The organism is Enterobacter cloacae complex sp. 277I4, assembly GCF_050031465.1.
GTDB classification, from domain to species: domain Bacteria; phylum Pseudomonadota; class Gammaproteobacteria; order Enterobacterales; family Enterobacteriaceae; genus Enterobacter; species Enterobacter cloacae.
In genome coordinates, this window is sequence record NZ_JBLGWC010000001.1 from 5,091,240 (window position 1) to 5,116,475 (window position 25,236).

24 protein-coding genes are annotated in these 25,236 nt (G+C 53.6%); 21 read left to right on the forward strand and 3 right to left on the reverse strand.

Going from position 1 to position 25,236, the window contains the following annotated elements; translation table 11 throughout:
- Positions 1–5: 5 nt before the first annotated feature.
- Both rbsD and kup read right to left on the reverse strand, forming a co-directional pair.
- Positions 6–425 carry a D-ribose pyranase gene (rbsD, locus tag ACQG19_RS24735; protein WP_058679268.1) on the reverse strand — a complete coding sequence of 140 codons (420 nt, stop codon included), beginning with the start codon at positions 423–425 and terminating at the stop codon, positions 6–8.
- A gap of 194 nt (positions 426–619) precedes the next feature.
- Positions 620–2,488 carry a low affinity potassium transporter Kup gene (kup, locus tag ACQG19_RS24740; RefSeq protein WP_013099398.1) on the reverse strand — a complete coding sequence of 623 codons (1,869 nt, stop codon included), beginning with the start codon at positions 2,486–2,488 and terminating at the stop codon, positions 620–622.
- 223 nt (positions 2,489–2,711) lie between these two features.
- Here kup and ravA point away from each other — a divergent pair, with 223 nt between their 5' ends.
- Entirely contained in the window at positions 2,712–4,208 is a 1,497-nt protein-coding gene (gene ravA, locus ACQG19_RS24745) for an ATPase RavA (RefSeq protein WP_058679269.1), read from the forward strand.
- Positions 4,202–5,653, forward strand: a complete 1,452-nt coding sequence (gene viaA / locus ACQG19_RS24750) for an ATPase RavA stimulator ViaA (RefSeq protein WP_013099400.1) — start codon at positions 4,202–4,204, stop codon at positions 5,651–5,653. The genes ravA and viaA overlap by 7 nt, the downstream gene beginning before the upstream one ends.
- Here the strand turns inward: viaA and asnA are convergent, their stop codons facing one another.
- Positions 5,654–6,646 (reverse strand): aspartate--ammonia ligase, encoded by a 993-nt coding sequence (gene asnA, locus ACQG19_RS24755; RefSeq protein WP_013099401.1) that lies wholly within the window; start codon positions 6,644–6,646, stop codon positions 5,654–5,656.
- 151 nt (positions 6,647–6,797) lie between these two features.
- Here asnA and asnC point away from each other — a divergent pair, with 151 nt between their 5' ends.
- The 19 genes from asnC (at position 6,798) to pstA (ending at position 25,206) form a co-directional block, all read left to right on the forward strand.
- Positions 6,798–7,256 (forward strand): transcriptional regulator AsnC, encoded by a 459-nt coding sequence (asnC, locus tag ACQG19_RS24760; protein ID WP_008500198.1) that lies wholly within the window; start codon positions 6,798–6,800, stop codon positions 7,254–7,256.
- A gap of 90 nt (positions 7,257–7,346) precedes the next feature.
- Entirely contained in the window at positions 7,347–7,796 is a 450-nt protein-coding gene (gene mioC / locus ACQG19_RS24765; RefSeq protein ID WP_013099402.1) for an FMN-binding protein MioC, read from the forward strand.
- A gap of 374 nt (positions 7,797–8,170) precedes the next feature.
- On the forward strand, positions 8,171–10,060 hold the full coding sequence (mnmG, locus tag ACQG19_RS24770; RefSeq protein WP_426725988.1) for a tRNA uridine-5-carboxymethylaminomethyl(34) synthesis enzyme MnmG: 1,890 nt from the start codon (positions 8,171–8,173) through the stop codon (positions 10,058–10,060).
- Positions 10,061–10,167: 107 nt separating this feature from the next.
- Complete coding sequence (rsmG, locus tag ACQG19_RS24775) at positions 10,168–10,791, forward strand: 16S rRNA (guanine(527)-N(7))-methyltransferase RsmG (RefSeq protein ID WP_013099403.1); 624 nt, start codon at positions 10,168–10,170, stop codon at positions 10,789–10,791.
- A 112-nt stretch (positions 10,792–10,903) separates the two neighbouring features.
- Positions 10,904–11,095 carry a hypothetical protein gene (locus tag ACQG19_RS24780; RefSeq protein WP_146257232.1) on the forward strand — a complete coding sequence of 64 codons (192 nt, stop codon included), beginning with the start codon at positions 10,904–10,906 and terminating at the stop codon, positions 11,093–11,095.
- A 312-nt stretch (positions 11,096–11,407) separates the two neighbouring features.
- A complete protein-coding gene (gene atpI, locus ACQG19_RS24785; protein WP_008500194.1) occupies positions 11,408–11,788 on the forward strand; it encodes a F0F1 ATP synthase subunit I in 381 nt (126 codons plus the stop codon).
- An 8-nt stretch (positions 11,789–11,796) separates the two neighbouring features.
- The gene (gene atpB, locus ACQG19_RS24790; protein WP_013099405.1) at positions 11,797–12,612 is read left to right on the forward strand and encodes a F0F1 ATP synthase subunit A; all 816 of its coding nucleotides are present in this window, start codon (positions 11,797–11,799) and stop codon (positions 12,610–12,612) included.
- A 49-nt stretch (positions 12,613–12,661) separates the two neighbouring features.
- The gene (gene atpE / locus ACQG19_RS24795; protein ID WP_000429386.1) at positions 12,662–12,901 is read left to right on the forward strand and encodes a F0F1 ATP synthase subunit C; all 240 of its coding nucleotides are present in this window, start codon (positions 12,662–12,664) and stop codon (positions 12,899–12,901) included.
- 48 nt (positions 12,902–12,949) lie between these two features.
- Positions 12,950–13,420 carry a F0F1 ATP synthase subunit B gene (gene atpF, locus ACQG19_RS24800; protein ID WP_013099406.1) on the forward strand — a complete coding sequence of 157 codons (471 nt, stop codon included), beginning with the start codon at positions 12,950–12,952 and terminating at the stop codon, positions 13,418–13,420.
- A gap of 14 nt (positions 13,421–13,434) precedes the next feature.
- On the forward strand, positions 13,435–13,968 hold the full coding sequence (gene atpH, locus ACQG19_RS24805; protein ID WP_013099407.1) for a F0F1 ATP synthase subunit delta: 534 nt from the start codon (positions 13,435–13,437) through the stop codon (positions 13,966–13,968).
- A gap of 12 nt (positions 13,969–13,980) precedes the next feature.
- Positions 13,981–15,522 carry a F0F1 ATP synthase subunit alpha gene (gene atpA, locus ACQG19_RS24810; protein WP_003862367.1) on the forward strand — a complete coding sequence of 514 codons (1,542 nt, stop codon included), beginning with the start codon at positions 13,981–13,983 and terminating at the stop codon, positions 15,520–15,522.
- Positions 15,523–15,573: 51 nt separating this feature from the next.
- Positions 15,574–16,437, forward strand: coding sequence for a F0F1 ATP synthase subunit gamma (gene atpG / locus ACQG19_RS24815; protein ID WP_003862364.1), 864 nt, complete (start codon positions 15,574–15,576; stop codon positions 16,435–16,437).
- A gap of 31 nt (positions 16,438–16,468) precedes the next feature.
- The gene (atpD, locus tag ACQG19_RS24820; RefSeq protein WP_003862362.1) at positions 16,469–17,851 is read left to right on the forward strand and encodes a F0F1 ATP synthase subunit beta; all 1,383 of its coding nucleotides are present in this window, start codon (positions 16,469–16,471) and stop codon (positions 17,849–17,851) included.
- A 20-nt stretch (positions 17,852–17,871) separates the two neighbouring features.
- Positions 17,872–18,291 (forward strand): F0F1 ATP synthase subunit epsilon, encoded by a 420-nt coding sequence (locus ACQG19_RS24825; protein WP_006177560.1) that lies wholly within the window; start codon positions 17,872–17,874, stop codon positions 18,289–18,291.
- A 137-nt stretch (positions 18,292–18,428) separates the two neighbouring features.
- Positions 18,429–19,799: a bifunctional UDP-N-acetylglucosamine diphosphorylase/glucosamine-1-phosphate N-acetyltransferase GlmU gene (glmU, locus tag ACQG19_RS24830; RefSeq protein ID WP_013099408.1), complete on the forward strand. Its 1,371-nt coding sequence runs from the start codon at positions 18,429–18,431 to the stop codon at positions 19,797–19,799.
- A gap of 237 nt (positions 19,800–20,036) precedes the next feature.
- Positions 20,037–21,866, forward strand: coding sequence for a glutamine--fructose-6-phosphate transaminase (isomerizing) (gene glmS, locus ACQG19_RS24835; protein ID WP_426725989.1), 1,830 nt, complete (start codon positions 20,037–20,039; stop codon positions 21,864–21,866).
- A gap of 322 nt (positions 21,867–22,188) precedes the next feature.
- Positions 22,189–23,229 carry a phosphate ABC transporter substrate-binding protein PstS gene (gene pstS, locus ACQG19_RS24840; RefSeq protein ID WP_013099410.1) on the forward strand — a complete coding sequence of 347 codons (1,041 nt, stop codon included), beginning with the start codon at positions 22,189–22,191 and terminating at the stop codon, positions 23,227–23,229.
- A 127-nt stretch (positions 23,230–23,356) separates the two neighbouring features.
- Positions 23,357–24,316, forward strand: a complete 960-nt coding sequence (gene pstC, locus ACQG19_RS24845; RefSeq protein WP_013099411.1) for a phosphate ABC transporter permease PstC — start codon at positions 23,357–23,359, stop codon at positions 24,314–24,316.
- Positions 24,316–25,206, forward strand: coding sequence for a phosphate ABC transporter permease PstA (pstA, locus tag ACQG19_RS24850; protein ID WP_246932855.1), 891 nt, complete (start codon positions 24,316–24,318; stop codon positions 25,204–25,206). The genes pstC and pstA overlap by 1 nt, the downstream gene beginning before the upstream one ends.
- The last annotated feature ends 30 nt before the right edge of the window (positions 25,207–25,236 follow it).

Below are 25,236 nucleotides of genomic sequence, written 5' to 3' on the forward strand. Positions count from 1 at the left end.
TGGCCTCAGAAGGTGACGCCAGCACAGAGAATGATATTCGCATACGGGGAACACTCCCCGCTGCGAATCACCGCCTGACTGTCTGCGGTTTGTTGTTTGAACTGTTCGTGCGTTGTGTAACGAATTTCTATGGTGTTTCCCTGGTGTTGTTGCAGTTGCTCAATGTGATTGAGCAACGTTTCGTGGAGTTGCGGATTATGTTGTTTGATTTCCGCTGCGAGAATAGCCGCCTCAACCTGCATCTCCGCGGTCACTACATCCAGTACCTGCATAAACGAGGGCACGCCCTGCGTTAACGCCATATCAATACGGGTTGTGCTGCGCGGAACCGGTAAGCCTGCATCGCAAACCACCAGCGTATCGGTATGCCCAAGACGGGAAATAACCGACGAGATTTCTGAGTTGAGAACCGTGCCTTTCTTCATTTTCTTGCTCCACTAGCGAAACGTTTCGCTGAAATCAGTTTAGTCTTAAGAGTGTTCAGAAAACCACCATGACGTAACAGAATTGTGATCGGTGTCGAAACGTTTCGCTAAGTGAAATGAGACGTAAATTTTGGCGGGAATATTGAGTATGAGTAGGCCGGGTAAGCGAAGCGCCACCCGGCATTTTAAGGAGCTTAAATCTCGACCTGGGTTCCCAGCTCGATCACGCGGTTAGGCGGGATCTCAAACTGGTCCGGCGCACGAAGGGCGTTTCGCTGCAGAATAAGATACAGCTTGCCGCGCAGGCGCAAATACCACGGACGTTTACCGATAATCAGCGACTCATGCGACATAAAGAACGATGTTTCCATCATGCGGCAGCTTAAGCCTTCCAGACCGCAGCGGTGGAAGACCTCTTCCACGTTCGGCGTCTCACGCCAGCCGTAGCTCGCCACCACGCGCCAGAAGGTTGGCGACAGTTGCTCAATTTGAACACGGCGCACATTGTGAACATACGGTGCATCTTCGGTGCGCAGGGTCAGCAGGATAACCCGCTCATGCAGCACCTTGTTGTGCTTGAGGTTATGCATCAATGCGAACGGAATAACGTTCAACGCACGAGACATATACACCGCCGTGCCCGGTACGCGAACCGGTGGTGATTTCTCCAGCGAGGCAATCATCGCCTCCAGGGAGTTTCCGTGTTCATGCATACGACGCAGCAGACGGAAACGCTCGCTTTTCCACGTGGTCATCACAATGAACATCAACAGACCAAGCGTCAGCGGCAGCCAGCCGCCGGAGACAATCTTATCGAGGTTTGCCGAGAACAGCGGTACGTCGATGCACAGGAAGCCCACCAGAATCATCGCCACGAGGAACTTGTTCCAGTGCCAGTTTCGGTACGCCACCGTGGTGGAAAGAAGCGATGTCAGCACCATGGTGCCTGTTACCGCAATACCGTACGCCGCGGCCAGGTTGCTGGAGTGCTCAAAGCTGACGATCACGATCACCACAGCAAAATAGAGCAGCCAGTTAACAAACGGGATGTAGATCTGGCCTGACTCCATCTCTGAGGTATGGATGATACGCATGGGAGAGAGATACCCCAGACGCACGGCCTGGCGCGTCAGAGAGAACACGCCGGAAATGACCGCCTGAGAAGCGATAACGGTGGCCAGCGTGGCCAGAATAAGCATCGGCACCAGCGCCCAATCCGGGGCCAGCAGGAAGAAGGGGTTTTTAATCGCTTCCGGGTTTTTCAGCAGCAGCGCCCCCTGCCCGAAGTAGTTCAATACAAGCGATGGCAGGACAACTAAAAACCACGCCACGCGAATCGGCAGTTTGCCGAAGTGCCCCATATCTGCATACAGCGCTTCAACACCGGTAATAGAGAGCACAACGGCGCCGAGCGCCACGAAGGAAACGACTTTGTATTCAAGGAAGAAATGGATAGCCCAGTATGGGTTCAGCGCCTGCAGAACCTCCGGGTTGCCAATAACTCCGCGCAAACCGAGCGCCGCCAGAATCAGGAACCAGGCCAGCATAATCGGTGCGAACAGTTTCCCCACCAGCCCGGTACCGTGCTTCTGGATAATAAACAGCAACGTCAGAACGATTATCGCCAGCGGAACCACCCACGTATCAAGCTGCGGTGCGATAATCTCAAGCCCCTCAATCGCCGAAAGCACCGAGATAGCAGGCGTGATGACCACTTCCCCATAGAAGAAGCTGCCACCAATCAGGCCAATAATAACCAGTACCGACGTCATTCTGGCCGAGGTGTTGCGCCCCGCAAGGGACATCAGGGTCAGGATCCCCCCCTCACCTGCGTTATCTGCACGCATCACAAAGGAGAGGTATTTAACAGAAACCACCAGGATCAGCAGCCAGAAGATGAGGGACAGGAAGCCAAATACGGCATCGCGTTCAACACCAAAGCCAAACTGGCCGGACAGACATTCACGAAGCGTATAAAGCGGGCTGGTGCCGATATCACCGTAGACAACCCCGATCGCCGCAAGCGTAATTGCGGGTAATGATTGCTTATTATCAGTGCTCATAGACTAGTCTTTTCGTTTAAATAACAAATGTGTTCCTGTTCCCTTGGTCCACAAAAAGCGCACAGTATGCACGATTCGTTGCAAAATCGAACCCCTAAATGCAACCGCATTAATGTAGCGCAAAGAAAATTGCGCCGCACTTCAGCCTATTACCAGCCCTGACTGAAACGTCTATACTCGCTTCAATTAGCCGCCACGACGGCGAAAGGATGCAAAAACTATTATGGCTCACTCACATTTATTAGCAGAAAGAATTTCCCGTCTCAGCAGCGCACTGGAGAAAGGTCTTTTCGAACGCAGTCACGCCATACGCCTCTGTTTACTGGCGGCGTTGAGCGGTGAAAGCGTATTTCTGCTTGGCCCGCCGGGCATTGCCAAAAGCCTGATTGCCCGTAGGCTGAAATTTGCCTTTCAGAATGCACGCGCCTTCGAATACCTGATGACCCGCTTTTCCACCCCTGAAGAAGTTTTCGGCCCGCTGTCCATCCAGGCGCTGAAAGATGAGGGGCGTTATCAACGCCTTACCGAGGGGTATCTGCCGGAAGCAGAGATTGTTTTTCTCGATGAGATCTGGAAAGCGGGACCGGCCATTCTGAATACCCTGCTCACGGCGATTAACGAACGCCGGTTCCGTAACGGCGCCAGCGAAGAGAAAATCCCGATGCGCCTGCTGGTGGCCGCCTCGAACGAACTTCCCGAGGCCGACAGCAGCCTTGAAGCGCTGTATGACCGCATGCTGATCCGCCTGTGGCTGGACAAAGTGCAGGATAAATCGAACTTCCGCTCCATGCTGATCAGCCAGCAGGATGAAAATGAAAACCCGGTAGCCGCTTCACTGCAGGTCACGGACGAGGAGTATCAGCAGTGGCAGGTGGATATCGGCAAAATCACACTGCCGGACGCGGTCTTTGAGCTAATCTACCAGCTCCGTCAGCAGCTTGATCTCCTTCCTTCTGCACCTTATGTTTCCGACCGTCGCTGGAAAAAAGCAATCCGTCTGCTGCAGGCCAGCGCCCTGTTCAGCGGGCGCGACGCGGTTGCCCCTATCGATCTTATCCTGCTGAAAGACTGCCTCTGGCACGATGCCGAAGGGATGAATCTGATGCAGCAGCAGCTTGAAATATTGATGACCGGACACGCCTGGGGCCAGCAATCAATGCTCAACCAGCTTGGGGCGATAGCCCAACGGCGCATTCAGCTACAGCAGCAGCAAAGTGATAAAACAGCACTGAAGGTGAACCGTCTTGGCGGCATGTTCGCCCGTAAACCGCACTACGAACTGCCCGCTGAGCTGACCAGCCCAACGCTGACGCTGCTTCTCCAGCAGCCGCTTAAACTCCATGACATGCAGGTGGTGCACATTACGCTTGAGCGTGACGCGCTGGCCCAGTGGCTTGATAAGGGCGGAGAGATCCGCGGTAAGCTTAACGGTATAGGCTTTGCACAGCCGCTGAATATGGAAGTGGACAGCAGTCAGCACCTGGTGATCCGCGACGTAAGCCTGCAGGGGTCACGCCTTGCCCTCCCGGGAAGCGCCTCTGACAGCGTACCGGAAGAGATCACGCAGCAGCTGGAGGCGCTGGATACCGAATGGCATCAGCAGCATACGCGCTTCAGCGAACAGCAAAAGTGCCTCTTTATTCACAGCGACTGGTTAGGTCGCATTGAAGCCAGCCTGCAGGATGTGAGCGCGCAGATCAAACAGGCTCGTCAATGCTAACGCTGGATACGCTTAACGTCATGCTGGCCGTCAGCGAAGATGGGTTGATCGAAGAGGTGATTATTACTCTTCTGGCGTCTCCTCAGCTGGCGGCTTTTTTTGAAAAATTCCCGAAGCTAAAAAAAGCGATGACGGACGATCTCCCGCGCTGGCGGGACAACCTGCGACAGCGGTTTAAAGAGACCGAAGTGCCACAGGAGTTAACCGAAGAGGTGGCCTGCTATCAGCAGTGCCAGCGGCTTTCCACGTCGCAGTTTATTGTTCAGATCCCGCAAACCCTGACGTTACTCGATAAAGTACACTCCCCATTTGCCAGCCAGGCCCGGGCGCTGGTCACCGATAACGCCACCTTCACCCCCGCCTTACACACACTCTTTTTACAGCGCTGGCGCCTCAGCCTTGTGGTTCAGGCCACGACGCTGAACCAGCAGCTGCTGGATGAAGAGCGTGAACAATTGCTCAGCGAAGTTCAGGAACGCATGACCTTAAGCGGTCAGCTGGAGCAGGTACTGGTAGAAAATGAAAACGCCGCCGGACGTCTCTGGGATATGAGTGCAGGCCAAATCAGGCGTGGGGATTATCAGCTGATTGTCCGGTATGGTGATTTCCTGGCGCAGCAGCCCGAGCTGATGAAGCTTGCGGAACAGCTGGGTCGCTCAAGGGAGGCTAAATCGGTCCCAAAGAAGGATGCCCCGATGGAAACCTTCCGCACCCTGGTGCGGGAACCGGCCACCGTGCCGGAACAGGTGGATGGGCTCCAGCAAAGCGATGACATTTTACGCCTGCTGCCTACGGAGCTGAGCACGCTCGGGATGACCGAGCTGGAATATGAGTTTTATCGTCGGCTGGTGGAAAAACAGCTTCTGACCTATCGCCTGCATGGCGAAGCCTGGCGCGAAAAAATCAGCCAACGTCCGGTGGTCCATCAGGATTTTGATGAGCAACCGCGCGGCCCATTTATCGTCTGTGTGGATACATCTGGCTCGATGGGCGGTTTCAACGAACAGTGTGCCAAAGCGTTCTGCCTGGCGCTGATGCGCGTGGCGCTCGCTGACCGGCGTCGCTGCTTTATCATGCTCTTTTCCAGCGAAGTGGTGAGCTATGAGCTGACCCATCAGCAGGGCATTGAGCAAGCGATCCGCTTTTTAAGCCAGCGTTTTCGCGGCGGTACCGATCTGGCCAGCTGTTTTCGCAGCATTGTGGAACGTATGCAGGGCGGCGACTGGTACGACGCTGACGCGGTGGTGATTTCCGATTTTATTGCCCAGCGGCTGCCGGATGACGTGGTGAATAAAGTGAAGGAGTTACAGCGGGTGCATCAGCACCGTTTCCACGCAGTGGCGATGTCCGCCCATGGAAAACCCGGCATCATGCGCATCTTCGATCATATCTGGCGCTTTGATACCGGGTTGCGTAGCCGCCTGCTCAGACGCTGGCAGCGTTAATTACAGAAGCGAGCTGACGCTTTCGCGTACCTGCTGCGGCCAGACACCACACTGCACCTGACCAATATGCGACAACTGCAGCAGCAGCATGGTCAGACGGGACTGGCCGATACCGCCGCCAATGGTCTGCGGCATCTCACCGCGCAGCAGCGCCTGGTGCCATTCCAGCGTGAGACGATCTTCATCACCGGTCACCGCCAGCTGGCGTTTCAGCGCATCAGCATCCACGCGGATCCCCATTGAGGAGAGTTCAAACGCATCTTCCAGCACCGGGTTCCAGACCAGAATATCGCCGTTCAGACCAGCAAACTCGCCCTCGCTCATGGTGCTCCAGTCATCATAATCCGGTGCACGAACATCATGACGTTTACCATCCGACAGCTTACCGCCGATCCCCATCAGGAAGACGGCACCCAGTTCTTTGGCGATCGCACGTTCACGACCTTTAGCATCCAGATCCGGGAAACGACTAAGCAACTCCTGGCTGTGAACAAAGTGGATCGATTCCGGCAGGAACGGTGCCAGACCAAACTCTTTGCTTACGGCCGCTTCGGTCGCTTTGATCCCGGCGTAGATCGCCTCAACGGTGGATTTCAGCGTGCCGACATGGCGCTCGCCATCACCCATTACGCGCTCCCAGTCCCACTGGTCAACGTAAACAGAGTGAATGGCAGACAGACGGTCTTCATCGGGGCGAAGGGCTTTCATGTGCGTGTAGAGCCCTTCGCCTGCGCTGAAGTCGTGCTGTCCCAGGGTTTGACGCTTCCACTTCGCGAGGGAATGAACCACTTCGAACTGGGCGTCTGGCAGTGTTTTCACTTTCACCTGCACCGCTTTTTCGCATCCGGACAAGTTATCCTGCGTCCCATCACCCACGCGGCTGAGAATCGGTGCCTGAACTTCAATCAGACCCAGCTTCTCTTCCAGCTGGCGGGAAAAATGGGATTTAACGAAACTGATCTGGCGTTGTTTTGCGATATAAGCGGTTTTCATTATTTATACTCCTGCGTCCTGTTGGTATTGATTAAGCAACAGAAAAGGCATTCAATTCAATAATCAAACAACAAAAAGCCACCTTCACTTTTGATTCGTTAAAATTTAACGCTAGAATAGAGTGATTCATTAATCTTCATAAGAAAAAGCTATGGAAAATTATCAGATCGATAATCTGGACCGCGGCATCCTGGAGGCGTTAATGGCCAATGCCCGTACCGCCTATGCCGAACTGGCGAAGCAGTTTGGCGTCAGCCCAGGGACGATTCATGTTCGTGTAGAGAAGATGAAACAGGCGGGGATCATTACCGGGGCTCGTATCGATGTCAGCCCAAAACAGCTGGGCTATGACGTCTGCTGCTTTATTGGCATTATTCTTAAAAGCGCAAAAGATTATCCTTCCGCGCTGGCGAAGCTGAACGCGCTCGATGAAGTCACAGAGGCGTACTACACCACCGGCCACTACAGCATCTTTATCAAGGTGATGTGTCGATCCATAGATGCCCTGCAGCAGGTACTTATCAACAAGATCCAAACAATCGATGAAATTCAATCCACCGAGACGTTGATCTCCCTGCAAAACCCGATCATGCGTACCATTCGCCCCTGATCAGGCAAATCCATACCCACATTTTCCACAGGTAGATCCCAGCCCGTTCACAGCGTACAATGGCCCCCTCTTTATCTGAGCGAGCGATCAATGGCGGACATTACCCTTATCAGTGGCAGCACCCTTGGCGGCGCGGAATATGTAGCGGAACATCTGGCTGAGAAGCTGGAGGATGCGGGATTTTCCACACAAACGCTGCACGGGCCTTTGCTTGAAGATCTCCCGACTGATGGGGTCTGGCTGGTGATCACCTCCACGCATGGCGCAGGCGATCTTCCGGATAACCTGCAACCTTTATATGACGAACTGCAGGAACAGCAGCCAGACCTGTCAAACGTGCGTTTTGGCGCAGTGGGTATTGGCAGCCGTGAATATGACACCTTCTGCGGTGCTATAGAGAAAGTGGAAGCCGCTGTCACCGCCTGCGGAGCAAAACAGGTGGGTGAAACGCTGAAGATCAACATCCTCGATCATGATATTCCGGAAGATCCGGCTGAGATCTGGCTGGGTGAATGGAAAAATTTACTCAAAAACGATTAAAGATCGCGCGAACGGATGTGGATAACTCTGGTTAAAAGCTCGTATTAAGCAGTAGTTATCCAAAGAACAACGTTGAAGTCGTTTTTGCCCTGTGTATAAAGTCGCGATCTGATCCCAGCTTATACGGGCCAGGATCACCGATCATTCACAGCAAACGATCCTTTCTAACCCCATGATCTTCTTTATGAGATCGGACTTATCCACAATGGTCCGCGATCCTAATAAGAGATCACAATAGAACAGATCTCTAAATAAAAAGATCTTCTTTTTAATAGCCCAGGATCCCAATGCTTTCTCGAAAGACTAAAGTTGAGTAGAATCCACGGCCCGGGCTTCAATCCATTTTCATACCGCTTTACGCGAGGCAGACCACCATGTTTTATCAGGATCCTTTTGACGTCATCATCATTGGCGGGGGTCACGCAGGCACTGAGGCCGCAATGGCCGCAGCGCGAATGGGTCAGCAGACCCTGCTTTTGACACACAATATCGACACGCTGGGACAAATGTCCTGTAATCCGGCGATTGGCGGCATTGGGAAAGGACACCTGGTAAAAGAAGTGGATGCACTTGGCGGCCTGATGGCGAAAGCGATCGATCACGCAGGCATTCAGTTTAGGATACTAAACGCCAGTAAAGGCCCCGCTGTCCGTGCGACCCGCGCTCAGGCAGACCGCGTGCTTTATCGTCAGGCGGCGCGTACTGCCCTGGAGAACCAGCCGAACCTGATGATCTTCCAGCAGGCAGTGGAAGATCTTATCGTGGAGAACGATCGTGTCGTTGGCGCAGTTACCCAGATGGGGCTCAAATTCCGCGCCAAAGCGGTTGTTCTGACCGTCGGGACATTCCTGGACGGTAAGATCCATATCGGTCTGGATAATTACAGCGGTGGACGTGCTGGCGATCCGCCATCTATCCCATTGTCACGCCGTCTGCGTGAACTGCCGCTGCGTGTCAGCCGTCTGAAAACCGGTACTCCACCGCGTATTGATGCGCGCACCATTGATTTCAGCGTGCTGGCACAACAGCACGGCGATAACCCAATGCCGGTCTTCTCGTTCATGGGCAATGCAGCGCAGCATCCGCAGCAGGTACCGTGCTATATCACGCATACCAACGAAAAAACTCATGACGTGATCCGCAATAACCTCGATCGCAGCCCAATGTACGCCGGCGTGATCGAAGGGATCGGCCCACGCTATTGCCCGTCGATCGAAGACAAAGTCATGCGCTTTGCCGATCGTAACCAGCACCAGATCTTCCTGGAGCCAGAAGGGCTGACCTCGAACGAAATCTATCCGAACGGCATCTCCACCAGCCTGCCGTTCGATGTGCAGATGCAAATTGTTCGCTCAATGCAGGGGATGGAGAATGCGAAAATCGTTCGCCCTGGCTACGCTATTGAGTACGATTTCTTCGATCCGCGTGACCTGAAGCCAACCCTGGAGAGCAAATTCATCCACGGTCTGTTCTTCGCAGGTCAGATTAACGGCACCACCGGTTACGAAGAAGCTGCTGCACAGGGCCTGCTGGCCGGTCTGAACGCCGCCCGTTTCTCTGCCGAGAAAGAGGGCTGGGCTCCGGCGCGTTCTCAGGCTTATCTGGGCGTGCTGGTCGACGATCTCTGCACGCTGGGCACCAAAGAACCGTACCGTATGTTTACCTCTCGCGCGGAATATCGCCTGATGCTGCGCGAAGATAACGCCGACCTGCGTCTGACCGAAATGGGTCGTGAGCTGGGTCTGGTGGATGACGAACGCTGGGCGCGCTTCAACGAGAAACTGGAGCGCATTGAGCAGGAACGTCAGCGCCTGAAAACGACCTGGGTTAATCCGCAGGCCGAAACCGCTGCGGAAGTGAACGCTCACTTAACTGCGCCGCTCTCGCGCGAAGCCAGCGGTGAAGATCTGCTGCGTCGCCCGGAAGTGACCTATGAGAATCTGGTGAAACTCACCGCCTTTGCCCCGGGTCTTGAAGACGCTGAAGCGGCAGAGCAGGTTGAGATCCAGGTGAAATACGAAGGTTATATCTCGCGTCAGCAGGATGAGATCGAAAAGCAGCAGCGTAACGAAAACACGCTGCTGCCGGAAATGCTGGACTATCGTCAGGTGACGGGGCTGTCCAACGAGGTGATCGCCAAACTGAACGATCACAAACCGGTGTCGATCGGCCAGGCCTCCCGCATCTCGGGCGTTACCCCTGCAGCGATTTCGATTCTGCTGGTGTGGCTGAAAAAGCAGGGCATGCTGCGCCGCAGCGCGTAATATGTGTAATTCGCCCGGTGGCGCTGCGCTTACCGGGCCTACAGAACTCCGTAGGGCGGGCTGGCGAAGCGCCACCCGCCACTTAAGTCTCTCAACAGGTATTCACCGTGCTCAATAAACTCTCTCGTCTGCTGGATCAGGCAGGTATTTCGCTCACCGATCACCAGAAAAATCAGCTGGTGGCCTATGTCGATATGCTGAACAAATGGAATAAAGCGTACAACCTTACCTCCGTACGCGACCCCAACGAGATGCTGATTCGCCATATTCTCGATAGCATTGTGGTTGCGCCGTACCTGAACGGTGAGCGCTTTATCGATGTGGGCACGGGTCCTGGCCTGCCGGGTATTCCCCTGTCGATTGTCCGCCCGGAAAGCCATTTCACGCTGCTGGATAGCCTTGGCAAGCGCGTGCGTTTTTTGCGCCAGGTACAGCATGAGCTGAAGCTTGAGAACATCACGCCTGTGCAGAGCAGGGTAGAGGAGTTCCCGGCAGAGCCACCGTTCGACGGGGTTATCAGCCGTGCGTTTGCTTCGCTTAATGACATGGTGAGCTGGTGTAAGCACTTACCGGCAGAGAATGGCCGTTTTTATGCGCTGAAAGGGCAGTTGCCCGGCGATGAAATTGAACAGCTTCCGGACGGTTTTGCCGTCGAGTCCATTGAGAAATTACAGATTCCTCAGCTCGAAGGCGAACGTCATCTGGTGATAATTAAGCCAAACAATTTTTAAAAATTTAATAAAAAATGTGGAATTTGTGCTGTTCTGTCAGTGTTAAAAAACAGCACAACACAACGGATTTTGCCGGAGAGAATTTAACCGTGTTTTTACTAAGGGTTTTCTAATGGTTAACTTCCTCACCATTGTTCACCCTGAAGATAATCAACCACGAAAATATCAGCCTGCTAAAAGTGGAAAGCAGCAACCAGAATGCAATGTTAAATATTTATTAAGAATGTCAATAAAAGGTTTTTATTGTATATGGGGCTGTTTTGAAAATAGTTGCGACATTTTATCTTTAATTTCAGAAAGATGAAATTAAGCGATTTACGAGTTTGATAAATACAACCTTATCGCAAATGTGTATTTTGTGATCTCGTGCACGCTTTATAGTCAACGTTTTCGCGCTGTTTGCAGTTTTGCTCGAAGGTCGGGGCTTTCATCAAAAGTTGAAAAATAGCGGCGGGGAAAAATATTTAAACATTTATTCACCTTTTCGCTACTTAATGTTTGAAATCACGGGTGCGCACCGTATAATTTGACCGCTTTTTGATGCTTGACTCTGAGCCTTAAAGGACGTTTTATACGACACGCGGCATACCTCGAAGGGAGCAGGAGTAAAAACGTGATGTCTGTGTCGCTCTTGAGTAGAAACGTTGCTCGTAAGCTTCTGTTCATTCAGTTTCTGGCTGTGATAGCAAGTGGACTGCTGTTTAGCCTCAAAGACCCCTTCTGGGGCATCTCCGCCGTGTGCGGGGGTTTGGCGGTTGTGCTGCCAAACGTGTTGTTTATGATTTTTGCCTGGCGTCATCAGGCGCATACACCTGCCAAAGGCCGCGTGGCCTGGTCCTTCGCCCTCGGCGAAGTGTGTAAGGTGTTGCTGACCTTTGCTCTACTGGTGATGGCGCTGGCGGTTTTGAAAGTGGTATTCATGCCGCTGATAGCTACGTGGGTTTTGGTGCTGGTGGTACAAGTTCTGGCTCCAGCTGTAATCAATAACAAAGGGTAAAAGGCATCATGGCTTCAGAAAATATGACGCCGCAGGATTACATAGGTCACCATCTGAATAACCTTCAGCTGGACCTGCGTACATTCTCGCTGGTGGATCCGCATAACCCCCCGGCCACCTTCTGGACGATCAACATCGACTCCATGTTCTTCTCGGTGGTTTTGGGTCTTCTGTTCCTGGCCATGTTCCGCGGTGTTGCTAAAAAGGCGACCAGCGGTGTTCCAGGGAAATTCCAGACGTTCGTTGAGATGATCATCGGCTTCGTCCATGGCAGCGTGAAAGACATGTACCATGGTAAGAGCAAGCTGATTGCGCCACTGGCACTGACCGTGTTCGTGTGGGTCTTCCTGATGAACCTGATGGACCTTCTGCCTATCGATTTCCTGCCGTGGATTGGCGAGCATGTCTTCGGTCTGCCTGCTCTGCGCGTGGTTCCGTCTGCTGACGTGAACATCACCCTGTCGATGGCGCTGGGCGTGTTTATCCTGATTCTTTTCTACAGCATCAAAATGAAAGGCGTAAGCGGCTTTGTGAAAGAGCTTACCTTGCAGCCGTTCAACCACTGGGCGTTTATTCCGGTCAACCTGATCCTGGAAGGCGTTAGCCTGCTGTCCAAACCTGTTTCACTGGGTCTGCGACTGTTCGGCAACATGTATGCGGGTGAGCTGATTTTCATTCTGATCGCGGGTCTTCTGCCGTGGTGGTCACAGTGGGTTCTGAATGTGCCGTGGGCCATTTTCCACATCCTGATCATTACGCTGCAAGCCTTTATCTTCATGGTTCTGACGATCGTCTATCTGTCGATGGCGTCTGAAGAGCACTGATTTTTTACCAACACTACTACGTTTTAATTGAAACAAACTGGAGACTGTCATGGAAAACCTGAATATGGATCTGCTGTACATGGCTGCCGCTGTGATGATGGGTCTGGCGGCTATCGGTGCTGCGATCGGTATCGGCATCCTCGGGGGCAAATTCCTGGAAGGCGCTGCGCGTCAACCTGATCTGATTCCTCTGCTGCGTACTCAGTTCTTTATCGTTATGGGTCTGGTGGATGCTATCCCAATGATCGCTGTAGGTCTGGGTCTGTACGTGATGTTTGCTGTCGCGTAGTAGTTGTTTTAAAACCCCAAGCCACAGAAATTTAAGAGGTATTGTGCTGTGAACATGAACGCAACAATCCTCGGCCAGGCCATCGCGTTTATTATCTTTGTCTGGTTCTGCATGAAGTATGTATGGCCGCCTTTAATGGCTGCCATCGAAAAACGTCAGAAAGAAATTGCTGACGGTCTGGCTTCTGCAGAACGTGCAAAGAAAGATTTGGACCTTGCACAGGCCAACGCGACAGACCAGCTGAAAAAAGCGAAAGCGGAAGCTCAGGTAATCATCGAACAGGCTAACAAACGCCGTTCTCAGATCCTGGACGAAGCCAAAGCTGAAGCAGAACAGGAACGTACTAAGATCGTGACACAGGCTCAGGCTGAAATTGAAGCTGAGCGTAAACGTGCTCGTGAAGAACTGCGTAAGCAGGTTGCGATTCTGGCTGTTGCTGGCGCCGAGAAGATCATCGAACGTTCCGTGGATGAAGCTGCTAACAGCGACATCGTGGACAAACTTGTCGCTGAACTGTAAGGAGGGAGGGGCTGATGTCTGAATTTGTTACGGTAGCTCGCCCCTACGCCAAAGCAGCTTTTGACTTTGCTGTCGAACACCAAAATGTCGATCGCTGGCAGAATATGCTGGCGTTTGCCGCTGAGGTGACGAAAAACGAACAAATGGCCGAGTTGCTTTCTGGTGCATTAGCACCTGAAACCCTCGCCGCGTCGTTCATCGCCGTGTGCGGAGAGCAACTGGATGCCAACGGCCAGAACCTGATTAAGGTAATGGCAGAAAATGGTCGTCTCCGTGTGCTCCCGGATGTTCTCGAGCAGTTTGAGCACTTACGTGCCCTTAGTGAAGCTACTGCTGAAGTTGAAGTAACTTCTGCGACTGAACTGAGTCATGAACAGCTTGCGAAAATTACCGCCGCGATGGAAAAACGTCTGTCACGCAAAGTTAAGCTGAATTGCAAAATCGATAAGTCTGTAATGGCAGGCGTAATCATCCGCTCGGGTGATATGGTCATTGATGGCAGCGTACGCGGCCGTCTTGAGCGCCTTGCAGACGTCTTGCAGTCTTAAGGGGACTGGAGCATGCAACTGAATTCCACCGAAATCAGCGAACTGATCAAGCAGCGCATTGCTCAGTTCAATGTTGTGAGCGAAGCTCATAACGAAGGTACTATTGTTTCTGTAAGTGACGGTGTTATCCGCATCCACGGCCTGGCCGATTGTATGCAGGGTGAGATGATTTCCCTGCCGGGTAACCGTTACGCTATCGCACTGAACCTGGAGCGCGACTCCGTAGGTGCAGTTGTGATGGGTCCATACGCTGACCTCGCCGAAGGCATGAAGGTTAAGTGTACTGGCCGTATTCTGGAAGTTCCGGTTGGCCGTGGCCTGCTGGGTCGTGTTGTTAACACCCTGGGTGCACCAATCGACGGTAAAGGTCCGGTTGAGCACGATGGCTTCTCTCCAATCGAAGTTATCGCACCGGGCGTTATCGACCGTCAGTCCGTAGATCAGCCTGTTCAGACGGGTTATAAGTCCGTTGATGCCATGATCCCAATCGGTCGTGGTCAGCGTGAACTGATTATCGGTGACCGTCAGACCGGTAAAACCGCGATGGCTATCGATGCCATCATCAACCAGCGTGACTCCGGCATCAAATGTGTGTACGTGGCTATCGGCCAGAAAGCGTCCACCATTTCTAACGTGGTTCGTAAACTGGAAGAGCACGGCGCGCTGTCTAACACCATCGTTGTTGTGGCTACCGCTTCTGAATCTGCTGCACTGCAATACCTGGCGCCATACGCCGGTTGTGCAATGGGTGAATACTTCCGTGACCGCGGTGAAGATGCACTGATCGTATACGATGACCTGTCTAAACAGGCTGTTGCTTATCGTCAGGTTTCCCTGCTGCTCCGTCGTCCACCAGGACGTGAAGCGTTCCCTGGCGACGTATTCTACCTCCACTCTCGTCTGCTGGAGCGTGCTTCCCGCGTTAACGCGGAATACGTCGAGAACTTCACCAAAGGTGAAGTGAAGGGTAAAACGGGCTCTCTGACCGCGCTGCCGATCATTGAAACCCAGGCGGGTGACGTTTCTGCGTTCGTTCCGACCAACGTAATCTCCATTACCGATGGTCAGATCTTCCTGGAAACCAACCTGTTTAACTCCGGTATTCGTCCGGCGGTTAACCCGGGTATCTCCGTATCCCGTGTAGGTGGTGCTGCTCAGACCAAGATCATCAAGAAACTGTCCGGTGGTATCCGTACCGCGCTGGCACAGTATCGTGAACTGGCTGCGTTCTCTCAGTTCGCATCCGATCTGGACGAAGCAACCCGTAAACAGCTGAGCCACGGTCAGAAAGTGACCGAGCTGCTGAAGCAGAAACAGTACGCACCAATGTCTGTTGCTCAGCAGGGCCTGGTACTGTTCGCGGCTGAACGCGGTTACCTCGAAGATGTGGAACTGGCGAAAATCGGTAGCTTTGAAGCCGCTCTGCTGGCTTACGTCGACCGTGATCACGCTCCGCTGATGCAAGAGATCAACCAGACCGGTGGCTATAACGACGAAATCGAAGGCAAGCTGAAAGCTATCCTCGATTCCTTCAAAGCAACCCAATCCTGGTAATCGTCCGGCGGCTTGTCTCAGGACAAGCCGCCTGGCATTGAGGAGAAGCTCATGGCCGGCGCAAAAGAGATACGTAGTAAGATCGCAAGCGTCCAGAACACGCAAAAGATCACTAAAGCGATGGAGATGGTCGCCGCTTCCAAAATGCGTAAATCGCAGGATCGCATGGCGGCCAGCCGTCCTTATGCAGAAACCATGCGCAAAGTGATTGGTCACCTTGCAAACGGTAATCTGGAATATAAGCACCCTTACCTGGAAGAACGCGACGTTAAGCGCGTGGGCTACCTGGTGGTGTCGACCGACCGTGGTCTGTGTGGCGGCTTGAACATTAACCTGTTCAAAAAACTGCTGGCGGATATGAAAGGCTGGTCCGATAAAGGCGTTCAGTGCGACCTCGCATTGATCGGCTCTAAGGGCGTCTCTTTCTTTAACTCCGTTGGTGGCAACATTGTCGCTCAGGTGACCGGTATGGGTGATAACCCGTCCCTGTCCGAACTGATCGGCCCGGTTAAAGTGATGTTGCAGGCCTATGATGAAGGCCGTCTGGACAGACTGTACGTTGTCAGCAACAAATTTATTAACACCATGTCTCAGGTGCCAACGCTCACTCAGATGCTGCCTTTACCGGCTTCAGAAGATGACGAGCTGAAACAGAAAGCCTGGGATTACCTGTATGAACCCGATCCGAAACCGCTGCTGGATACCCTGCTGCGTCGTTACGTTGAATCTCAGGTTTATCAGGGCGTTGTAGAAAACCTGGCCAGCGAGCAGGCCGCACGAATGGTGGCGATGAAAGCCGCGACCGATAATGGCGGCAGCCTGATTAAAGAGCTGCAGTTGGTTTACAACAAAGCTCGTCAGGCCAGCATTACTCAGGAACTCACCGAGATCGTCTCGGGGGCCGCCGCGGTTTAACCAGGTTTACGAATTACGTAGAGGATTCAAGATGGCTACTGGAAAGATTGTCCAGGTAATCGGCGCCGTGGTGGACGTCGAGTTCCCTCAGGACGCCGTACCACGCGTGTACGACGCGCTTGAGGTACAGAATGGTAACGAGAGCCTGGTGCTGGAAGTTCAGCAGCAGCTCGGCGGCGGTATCGTGCGTACCATCGCGATGGGTTCTTCCGACGGTCTGCGTCGTGGTCTGGAAGTTAAAGACCTTGAGCACCCGATCGAAGTCCCGGTAGGTAAAGCAACACTGGGTCGTATCATGAACGTATTGGGTCAGCCAATCGACATGAAAGGCGACATCGGTGAAGAAGAGCGTTGGGCTATCCACCGCGCGGCACCTTCCTACGAAGAGCTGTCCAGCTCTCAGGAACTGCTGGAAACCGGTATCAAAGTTATCGACCTGATGTGTCCGTTTGCGAAGGGCGGTAAAGTTGGTCTGTTCGGTGGTGCGGGTGTAGGTAAAACCGTAAACATGATGGAGCTGATCCGTAACATCGCGATCGAGCACTCCGGTTACTCTGTATTTGCGGGCGTAGGTGAACGTACTCGTGAGGGTAACGACTTCTACCACGAAATGACCGACTCCAACGTTCTGGACAAAGTATCCCTGGTTTACGGCCAGATGAACGAGCCACCAGGAAACCGTCTGCGCGTTGCGCTGACTGGTCTGACGATGGCTGAGAAGTTCCGTGACGAAGGCCGTGACGTTCTGCTGTTCGTTGATAACATCTACCGTTACACCCTGGCCGGTACTGAAGTATCTGCACTGCTGGGTCGTATGCCTTCAGCGGTAGGTTATCAGCCTACGCTGGCGGAAGAGATGGGTGTTCTTCAGGAACGTATCACCTCTACCAAAACCGGTTCTATCACCTCCGTTCAGGCGGTATACGTACCTGCGGATGACTTGACTGACCCATCTCCAGCAACCACCTTTGCGCACTTAGATGCAACCGTGGTACTGAGCCGTCAGATCGCGTCTCTGGGTATCTACCCGGCCGTTGACCCGCTGGACTCCACCAGCCGTCAGCTGGATCCACTGGTTGTTGGTCAGGAACACTACGACACCGCGCGTGGCGTACAGTCCCTGCTGCAGCGTTACCAGGAACTGAAAGACATCATCGCCATCCTGGGTATGGATGAACTGTCTGAAGAAGACAAACTGGTGGTAGCACGTGCGCGTAAGATCCAGCGCTTCCTGTCCCAGCCGTTCTTCGTTGCGGAAGTATTCACCGGTTCTCCAGGTAAATACGTTTCCCTGAAAGACACCATCCGTGGCTTTAAAGGCATCATGGAAGGCGAATACGATCACCTGCCAGAGCAGGCGTTCTACATGGTTGGTTCCATCGAAGAAGCTGTGGAAAAAGCCAAAAAACTTTAACGCCTTAATCGGAGGGTGATATGGCAATGACTTACCACCTGGACGTCGTCAGCGCAGAGCAACAAATGTTCTCTGGTCTGGTCGAGAAAATCCAGGTAACGGGTAGTGAAGGTGAACTGGGTATCTTCCCGGGTCACGCACCGCTGCTCACCGCCATTAAGCCTGGTATGATCCGCATCGTTAAACAGTTCGGTCACGAAGAGTTTATCTATCTGTCCGGCGGCATTCTTGAAGTGCAGCCTGGCAGTGTGACCGTTCTGGCCGATACCGCTATTCGTGGCCAGGATCTCGACGAAGCGCGAGCCCTGGAATCGAAGCGTAAGGCTGAAGAGCACATTAGCAGCTCTCATGGTGACGTGGATTACGCTCAGGCGTCTGCGGAGCTGGCCAAAGCGATCGCCAAACTGCGCGTTATCGAGTTGACCAAAAAAGCGATGTAACACCGGCTTGAAAAGCACAAAAGCCAGTCTGGATACCAGGCTGGCTTTTTTTTCGTCCTTAATTCATGACGAAAAAGATGTAGAATTTTAAGCACCAAACGTTTTTACTTCTCACTCAAACTACCGTCAGGATGCGTATGTCAAACAGTGCGATGAGCGTGGTGATCCTTGCCGCAGGCAAAGGTACCCGCATGTATTCCGATCTGCCTAAAGTGCTTCATACACTGGCAGGAAAGCCAATGGTGCAGCATGTTATTGATGCAGCAAATGAATTGGGCGCTCGCCAGGTTCACCTGGTCTATGGCCACGGCGGCGATCTGCTTAAAAAGTCGCTGAGCGATGACAAGCTCAACTGGGTGCTTCAGGCTGAACAGCTGGGAACCGGCCACGCAATGCAGCAGGCAGCACCGTTCTTTGCCGATGATGAAGACATTCTGATGCTCTACGGCGATGTTCCGCTGATCTCCATCGACACACTGACTCGCCTGCGTGAAGCCAAACCGCAGGGCGGTATCGGTTTATTAACCGTCGTGCTGGACGATCCGACCGGCTACGGCCGCATCACCCGTGAAAACGGCAACGTCACGGGTATCGTTGAACATAAAGACGCCAGCGAAGCACAGCGCCAGATTCAGGAGATCAACACCGGTATCCTGATGGCTAACGGCGCGGACATGAAGCGCTGGCTGTCTAAGCTCAACAACAACAACGCGCAGGGTGAATACTACATCACCGACATCATTGCGATGGCGTACCAGGAAGGGCGTGAGATTGCGGCGGTTCACCCGGCGCGTATCAGCGAAACCGAAGGGGTGAATAACCGCCTTCAGCTTTCCCGTCTGGAGCGTGTTTATCAGTCCGAACAGGCCGAAAAACTGCTGCTGGCCGGCGTGATGCTGCGCGATCCGGCGCGTTTCGATCTGCGTGGAACGTTAACGCACGGGCGCGACGTTGAAATTGATACTAACGTTATCCTGGAAGGTAACGTCACGCTGGGTAACCGCGTCAAAATTGGTGCGGGCTGTGTGATTAAAAACAGCATCATCGGTGATGATTGCGAAATTAGCCCATACAGCGTGGTGGAAGATGCCCGTCTTGACGCAGCGTGCACTATTGGGCCGTTCGCGCGTCTGCGCCCGGGGGCTGAGCTGCTGGAAGGTTCCCATGTTGGAAACTTCGTTGAGATGAAAAAAGCGCGTCTGGGTAAAGGCTCTAAAGCCGGTCATTTGACCTATCTGGGCGATGCGGAAATTGGCGACAACGTGAATATTGGCGCAGGAACGATTACCTGCAACTATGACGGCGCGAATAAGTTTAAAACCATCATCGGTGATGATGTGTTTGTTGGTTCCGACACTCAGCTGGTGGCGCCTGTTACCGTGGGTAACGGCGTAACGATTGCCGCCGGGACAACCGTTACGCGCGATATCGCCGAAAACGAACTGGTATTAAGCCGTGTGCCGCAGGTGCACAAGCAGGGCTGGAAACGCCCTGTGAAGAAGAAGTAACGGATTTACCCCTCACCCTAACCCTCTCCCCAAAGGGAGAGGGGATCGTTCGGTGCGGTGTTTTTCTCCCTCGCCCCTTTGGGGAGAGGGCCGGGGTGAGGGGATAATATAATCCTCCCCCCACAAGCAGTACCCATAACAATAACCCCACTCTCTACAAGGCTCGGGGTGCCCGGAAAGGGCAAATACAGGTCAGCGACAACGCATGGCATAACGCCATAATCAGGAAATCTAACTATGTGTGGAATTGTTGGCGCAGTTGCGCAGCGTGATATTGCTGAAATCCTTCTCGAAGGTTTACGTCGTCTGGAATACCGTGGCTACGACTCTGCCGGTCTGGCAGTAGTGGATGCAGAAGGTCATATGACCCGTCTGCGTCGCCTCGGTAAAGTGCAGATGCTGGCCCAGGCCGCGGAAGAACACCCGCTGCACGGTGGCACCGGTATTGCGCATACCCGCTGGGCGACACACGGCGAACCGTCTGAAGGCAACGCGCACCCGCATGTGTCTGAACACATCGTGGTCGTGCATAACGGCATTATCGAAAACCACGAACCGCTGCGCGAAGAACTGAAAGCGCGCGGCTATATCTTCGTTTCTGAAACCGATACCGAAGTGATTGCGCACCTGGTGCACTGGGAGCTGGCACAGGGCGGCACGCTACGTGACGCGGTGCTGCGCGCAATCCCACAGCTGCGCGGTGCGTACGGTACGGTGATCATGGACTCCCGCGATCCGTCCACCCTGCTGGCGGCGCGTTCCGGTAGTCCAATGGTTATCGGTATGGGCATGGGCGAAAACTTTATCGCTTCTGATCAGCTGGCGCTCCTGCCGGCCACCCGCCGCTTTATCTTCCTGGAAGAGGGTGATATCGCAGAAGTGACTCGCCGCAGCGTGACGGTATTTGATACCAAAGGCGAGCAGGTGAAACGCCCTGAAATTGAATCCAATCTGCAGTACGACGCGGGCGACAAAGGCGCTTACCGTCACTACATGCAGAAAGAGATTTACGAGCAGCCAAACGCCATCAAAAACACCCTGACCGGTCGTATCAGCCACGGCGAAGTGGACCTGAGCGAACTGGGTGCCAACGCAAACGAGCTGCTCAGCAAGGTTGAGCACATTCAGATTGTGGCCTGCGGTACCTCCTACAACTCCGGGATGGTCTCTCGCTACTGGTTTGAGTCGCTGGCTGGCGTGCCGTGCGATGTGGAAATCGCCTCTGAATTCCGCTACCGCAAATCCGCCGTGCGCCGTAACAGCCTGATGATCACCCTTTCTCAGTCTGGCGAAACGGCAGATACCCTGGCGGCGCTGCGTCTCTCTAAAGAGCTGGGTTACCTGGGATCGCTGGCTATCTGTAACGTGCCGGGCTCATCGCTGGTGCGTGAATCCGATTTGGCGCTGATGACCAAAGCGGGCACTGAAATCGGCGTGGCCTCCACCAAAGCGTTTACCACGCAGCTGACGGTTCTGCTGATGCTGGTGGCGAAACTGGCGCGTCTGAAAGGGCTGGATGCTTCTGTTGAGCATGACATCGTTCATGGTCTGCAGGCGCTGCCAAGCCGTATTGAGCAGATGTTGTCTCAGGATAAGCGCATTGAAGCCCTGGCTGAAGATTTCTCTGACAAGCACCACGCCCTGTTCCTCGGCCGTGGCGACCAGTACCCTATTGCGCTGGAAGGCGCGCTGAAGCTGAAAGAGATCTCCTACATCCACGCTGAAGCCTACGCGGCAGGCGAGCTAAAACACGGCCCGCTGGCGCTGATTGACGCGGATATGCCGGTTATCGTTGTGGCACCTAACAACGAACTGCTGGAAAAACTGAAGTCCAACATTGAAGAAGTTCGCGCCCGCGGTGGTGTACTGTACGTCTTCGCTGATAAGGACGCCGGTTTTGCCAGCAGCGACAACATGCATATCATCGAGATGCCGCATGTAGAAGAGGTTATTGCCCCTATCTTCTACACCGTGCCGCTGCAGTTGCTGGCTTACCACGTTGCGCTGATCAAAGGCACCGACGTTGACCAGCCGCGTAACCTGGCGAAATCGGTCACCGTAGAATAATCCCTCCAGGCTCCACCTTCGGGTGGAGCTTTTTTACCCTGCCTGGTTTGTTTTTAATCAACGCATTCGCGTTTTTATTTATGACAATCTGTCATCTTCAGCTACTTTTTTCAGTGTCACATAAAGAAAATATTTCTGAAAAGTTGTTGTCATGATTGTGGCTAACATGATGATAAATCAGGAATCTTTCGCTGGTTTTTAAGCTAAATTTCCATTGTCATAAAACTGTCATAATTCGTACATTTATCTGTCACCTGTTTGTCCTATTTTGCTCATCGTAGCCACTTAAACAATGATTTACGAAATCCTTGCAGGAGACATTATGAAAGTTATGCGTACCACTGTCGCAACTGTTGTCGCCGCGACCTTATCTCTGAGCGCTTTCTCTGTATTCGCAGAAGCAAGCCTGACTGGCGCTGGTGCAACCTTCCCTGCGCCGGTGTATGCCAAATGGGCGGATACCTACCAGAAAGAAACCGGTAACAAGGTTAACTATCAGGGTATCGGCTCCTCCGGTGGCGTGAAACAAATTACCGCAAACACCGTTGATTTCGGCGCATCCGACGCTCCGCTGTCTGATGACAAACTGGCTCAGGAAGGCCTGTTCCAGTTCCCGACCGTAATCGGTGGTGTGGTTCTGGCGATCAACCTGCCGGGCGTGAAGTCGGGTGAGCTGGTGCTGGACGGCAAAACCCTGGGTGATATCTACCTGGGCAAAATCAAAAAATGGGATGACGAAGCCATCGCTAAGCTCAACCCTGGCCTGAAGCTGCCTTCTCAGAACATCGCCGTGGTTCGCCGCGCGGATGGTTCTGGTACCTCTTTCGTCTTCACCAGCTACCTGGCGAAGGTGAACGAAGAGTGGAAATCTAAAGTCGGTTCCGGCTCTACCGTTAACTGGCCAACCGGTCTGGGCGGTAAAGGGAACGACGGTATCGCCGCGTTCGTACAGCGTCTGCCGGGCTCTATCGGTTACGTAGAATATGCGTACGCCAAGCAGAACAACCTGTCCTACACCAAACTGGTTTCTGCTGATGGCAAACCTGTCAGCCCGACTGAAGAGAACTTTGCCAACGCTGCAAAAGGCGCTGACTGGAGCAAATCCTTCGCTCAGGACCTGACTAACCAGAAAGGTGAAGACGCGTGGCCAATCACCTCTACCACCTTCATTCTGGTTCACAAAGAGCAGAAGAAACCTGAGCAGGGTGCAGAAGTGCTGAAGTTCTTCGACTGGGCATACAAAAACGGCGGCAAACAGGCTAATGACCTGGATTACGCCAGCCTGCCAGACAGCGTGGTTGAGCAGATTCGTGCTGCATGGAAAACCAACGTGAAAGACAGCAGCGGTAAAGCGCTGTACTAACAGGATATATTTAACGAAGATGGCGGGTGGCGCTACGCTTACCCGCCCTACGGTTAACGCTGTAGGCCCGGTAAGCGTCAGCGCCACCGGGCATATTCGTAAAACGTCTCAAACAGAAGAGTAATTTATGGCTGCAACCAAGCCTGCATTTAACCCTCCGGGTAAAAAAGGTGACATGATTTTCAGCGCGCTGGTAAAACTGGCTGCGCTGATTGTGCTATTGCTGCTGGGCGGCATTATCGTGTCTCTGATTTTCTCCTCCTGGCCGAGCATTCAGAAATTCGGTTTCTCCTTCCTGTGGACCAAAGAGTGGGACGCGCCGAATGATATCTACGGTGCGCTGGTGCCGATTTACGGCACGCTGGTCACCTCGTTCATCGCCCTGCTGATTGCAGTTCCGGTAAGCTTTGGTATCGCCCTGTTCCTGACGGAACTGGCACCGGGCTGGCTGCGACGCCCGCTGGGTATCGCCATTGAACTGCTGGCGGCCATTCCAAGTATCGTGTACGGCATGTGGGGTCTGTTTATCTTTGCGCCACTGTTTGCCACGTATTTCCAGGAGCCGGTGGGTAATGTTCTTTCCGCTATTCCGTTTGTGGGGGCGCTGTTCTCCGGCCCGGCATTCGGTATCGGTATTCTGGCGGCTGGTGTGATCCTCGCCATCATGATTATTCCGTACATTGCGGCAGTTATGCGCGATGTGTTCGAACAAACCCCGGTGATGATGAAAGAGTCGGCTTACGGCATTGGCTGCACCACCTGGGAAGTGATCTGGCGTATCGTTCTTCCGTTCACCAAAAATGGGGTGATTGGGGGCGTGATGCTGGGCTTAGGGCGTGCGTTGGGTGAGACCATGGCGGTGACCTTTATCATCGGTAACACCTACCAGCTCGACAGTGCCTCGCTCTATATGCCGGGCAACAGTATTACCTCCGCACTGGCAAACGAGTTCGCCGAAGCGGAATCCGGGCTGCACGTGGCGGCGCTGATGGAGCTGGGTCTGATCCTGTTCGTGATTACCTTCATCGTACTGGCGATCTCCAAGCTGATGATCCTGCGTCTCGCGAAAAATGAGGGGGCACGCTAATGACAACTCTCGAAATGCAAAGCCCTGCTCAGCTTGCGGAATCCCGCCGCAAAATGCAGGCGAAGCGTCGTTTTAAAAACCGTATCGCGCTGACGCTCTCGATGGCGACGATGGCATTCGGTCTGTTCTGGCTGATCTGGATCCTCTTCTCTACCGTGGTTCGCGGTATCGACGGCATGTCTCTGGCGCTGTTCACCGAAATGACGCCTCCGCCGAACACGGCGGGTGGTGGACTGGCGAACGCCCTGGCAGGCAGCGGATTGCTGATCCTGTGGGCGACGGTATTCGGTACGCCGCTTGGCATCATGGCGGGTATCTATCTGGCGGAATATGGCCGTAAATCCTGGCTCGCAGAAGTGATTCGTTTCATTAACGACATTCTGCTCTCTGCGCCGTCTATTGTGGTGGGTCTGTTTGTTTACACCATTGTTGTGGCACAAATGGAACACTTCTCCGGCTGGGCGGGTGTGATTGCGCTGGCGCTGCTGCAGGTGCCTATCGTCATTCGTACCACCGAGAACATGCTCAAACTGGTGCCGGACAGTCTGCGTGAAGCGGCGTATGCGCTGGGTACACCAAAGTGGAAAATGATCTCCGCGATTACGCTTAAAGCCTCTGTCTCCGGGATCATGACCGGTATTCTGCTGGCCATTGCCCGTATCGCGGGTGAAACGGCACCGCTGCTGTTTACCGCCCTCTCCAACCAGTTCTGGAGCACGGACATGATGCAGCCGATCGCCAACCTGCCGGTGACGATCTTTAAATTTGCGATGAGCCCATTCGCGGAATGGCAGCAGCTGGCCTGGGCCGGGGTGCTGATCATCACCCTTTGCGTATTGTTGCTGAACATTCTGGCGCGCGTCATTTTCGCGAAGAAGAAACACGGTTAAATTTTTACGGCGCGGCAGCTCGCGGCGCCG

Bases quoted from the DNA above. Each gene is read 5' to 3' on its own strand.
- atpH (WP_013099407.1), top strand. From the start codon at position 13,435: ATGTCTGAATTTGTTACGGTAGCTCGCCCCTACGCCAAAGCAGCTTTT.
- asnA (WP_013099401.1), bottom strand. From the start codon at position 6,646: ATGAAAACCGCTTATATCGCAAAACAACGCCAGATCAGTTTCGTTAAA.
- glmS (WP_426725989.1), top strand. From the start codon at position 20,037: ATGTGTGGAATTGTTGGCGCAGTTGCGCAGCGTGATATTGCTGAAATC.
- pstS (WP_013099410.1), top strand. From the start codon at position 22,189: ATGAAAGTTATGCGTACCACTGTCGCAACTGTTGTCGCCGCGACCTTA.
- atpE (WP_000429386.1), top strand. From the start codon at position 12,662: ATGGAAAACCTGAATATGGATCTGCTGTACATGGCTGCCGCTGTGATG.
- rbsD (WP_058679268.1), bottom strand. From the start codon at position 425: ATGAAGAAAGGCACGGTTCTCAACTCAGAAATCTCGTCGGTTATTTCC.
- kup (WP_013099398.1), bottom strand. From the start codon at position 2,488: ATGAGCACTGATAATAAGCAATCATTACCCGCAATTACGCTTGCGGCG.
- glmU (WP_013099408.1), top strand. From the start codon at position 18,429: ATGTCAAACAGTGCGATGAGCGTGGTGATCCTTGCCGCAGGCAAAGGT.
- atpD (WP_003862362.1), top strand. From the start codon at position 16,469: ATGGCTACTGGAAAGATTGTCCAGGTAATCGGCGCCGTGGTGGACGTC.
- mioC (WP_013099402.1), top strand. From the start codon at position 7,347: ATGGCGGACATTACCCTTATCAGTGGCAGCACCCTTGGCGGCGCGGAA.
- atpB (WP_013099405.1), top strand. From the start codon at position 11,797: ATGGCTTCAGAAAATATGACGCCGCAGGATTACATAGGTCACCATCTG.
- ravA (WP_058679269.1), top strand. From the start codon at position 2,712: ATGGCTCACTCACATTTATTAGCAGAAAGAATTTCCCGTCTCAGCAGC.
- viaA (WP_013099400.1), top strand. From the start codon at position 4,202: ATGCTAACGCTGGATACGCTTAACGTCATGCTGGCCGTCAGCGAAGAT.
- atpG (WP_003862364.1), top strand. From the start codon at position 15,574: ATGGCCGGCGCAAAAGAGATACGTAGTAAGATCGCAAGCGTCCAGAAC.
- pstC (WP_013099411.1), top strand. From the start codon at position 23,357: ATGGCTGCAACCAAGCCTGCATTTAACCCTCCGGGTAAAAAAGGTGAC.
- ACQG19_RS24825 (WP_006177560.1), top strand. From the start codon at position 17,872: ATGGCAATGACTTACCACCTGGACGTCGTCAGCGCAGAGCAACAAATG.
- ACQG19_RS24780 (WP_146257232.1), top strand. From the start codon at position 10,904: ATGGTTAACTTCCTCACCATTGTTCACCCTGAAGATAATCAACCACGA.
- mnmG (WP_426725988.1), top strand. From the start codon at position 8,171: ATGTTTTATCAGGATCCTTTTGACGTCATCATCATTGGCGGGGGTCAC.
- atpA (WP_003862367.1), top strand. From the start codon at position 13,981: ATGCAACTGAATTCCACCGAAATCAGCGAACTGATCAAGCAGCGCATT.
- atpI (WP_008500194.1), top strand. From the start codon at position 11,408: ATGTCTGTGTCGCTCTTGAGTAGAAACGTTGCTCGTAAGCTTCTGTTC.
- asnC (WP_008500198.1), top strand. From the start codon at position 6,798: ATGGAAAATTATCAGATCGATAATCTGGACCGCGGCATCCTGGAGGCG.
- pstA (WP_246932855.1), top strand. From the start codon at position 24,316: ATGACAACTCTCGAAATGCAAAGCCCTGCTCAGCTTGCGGAATCCCGC.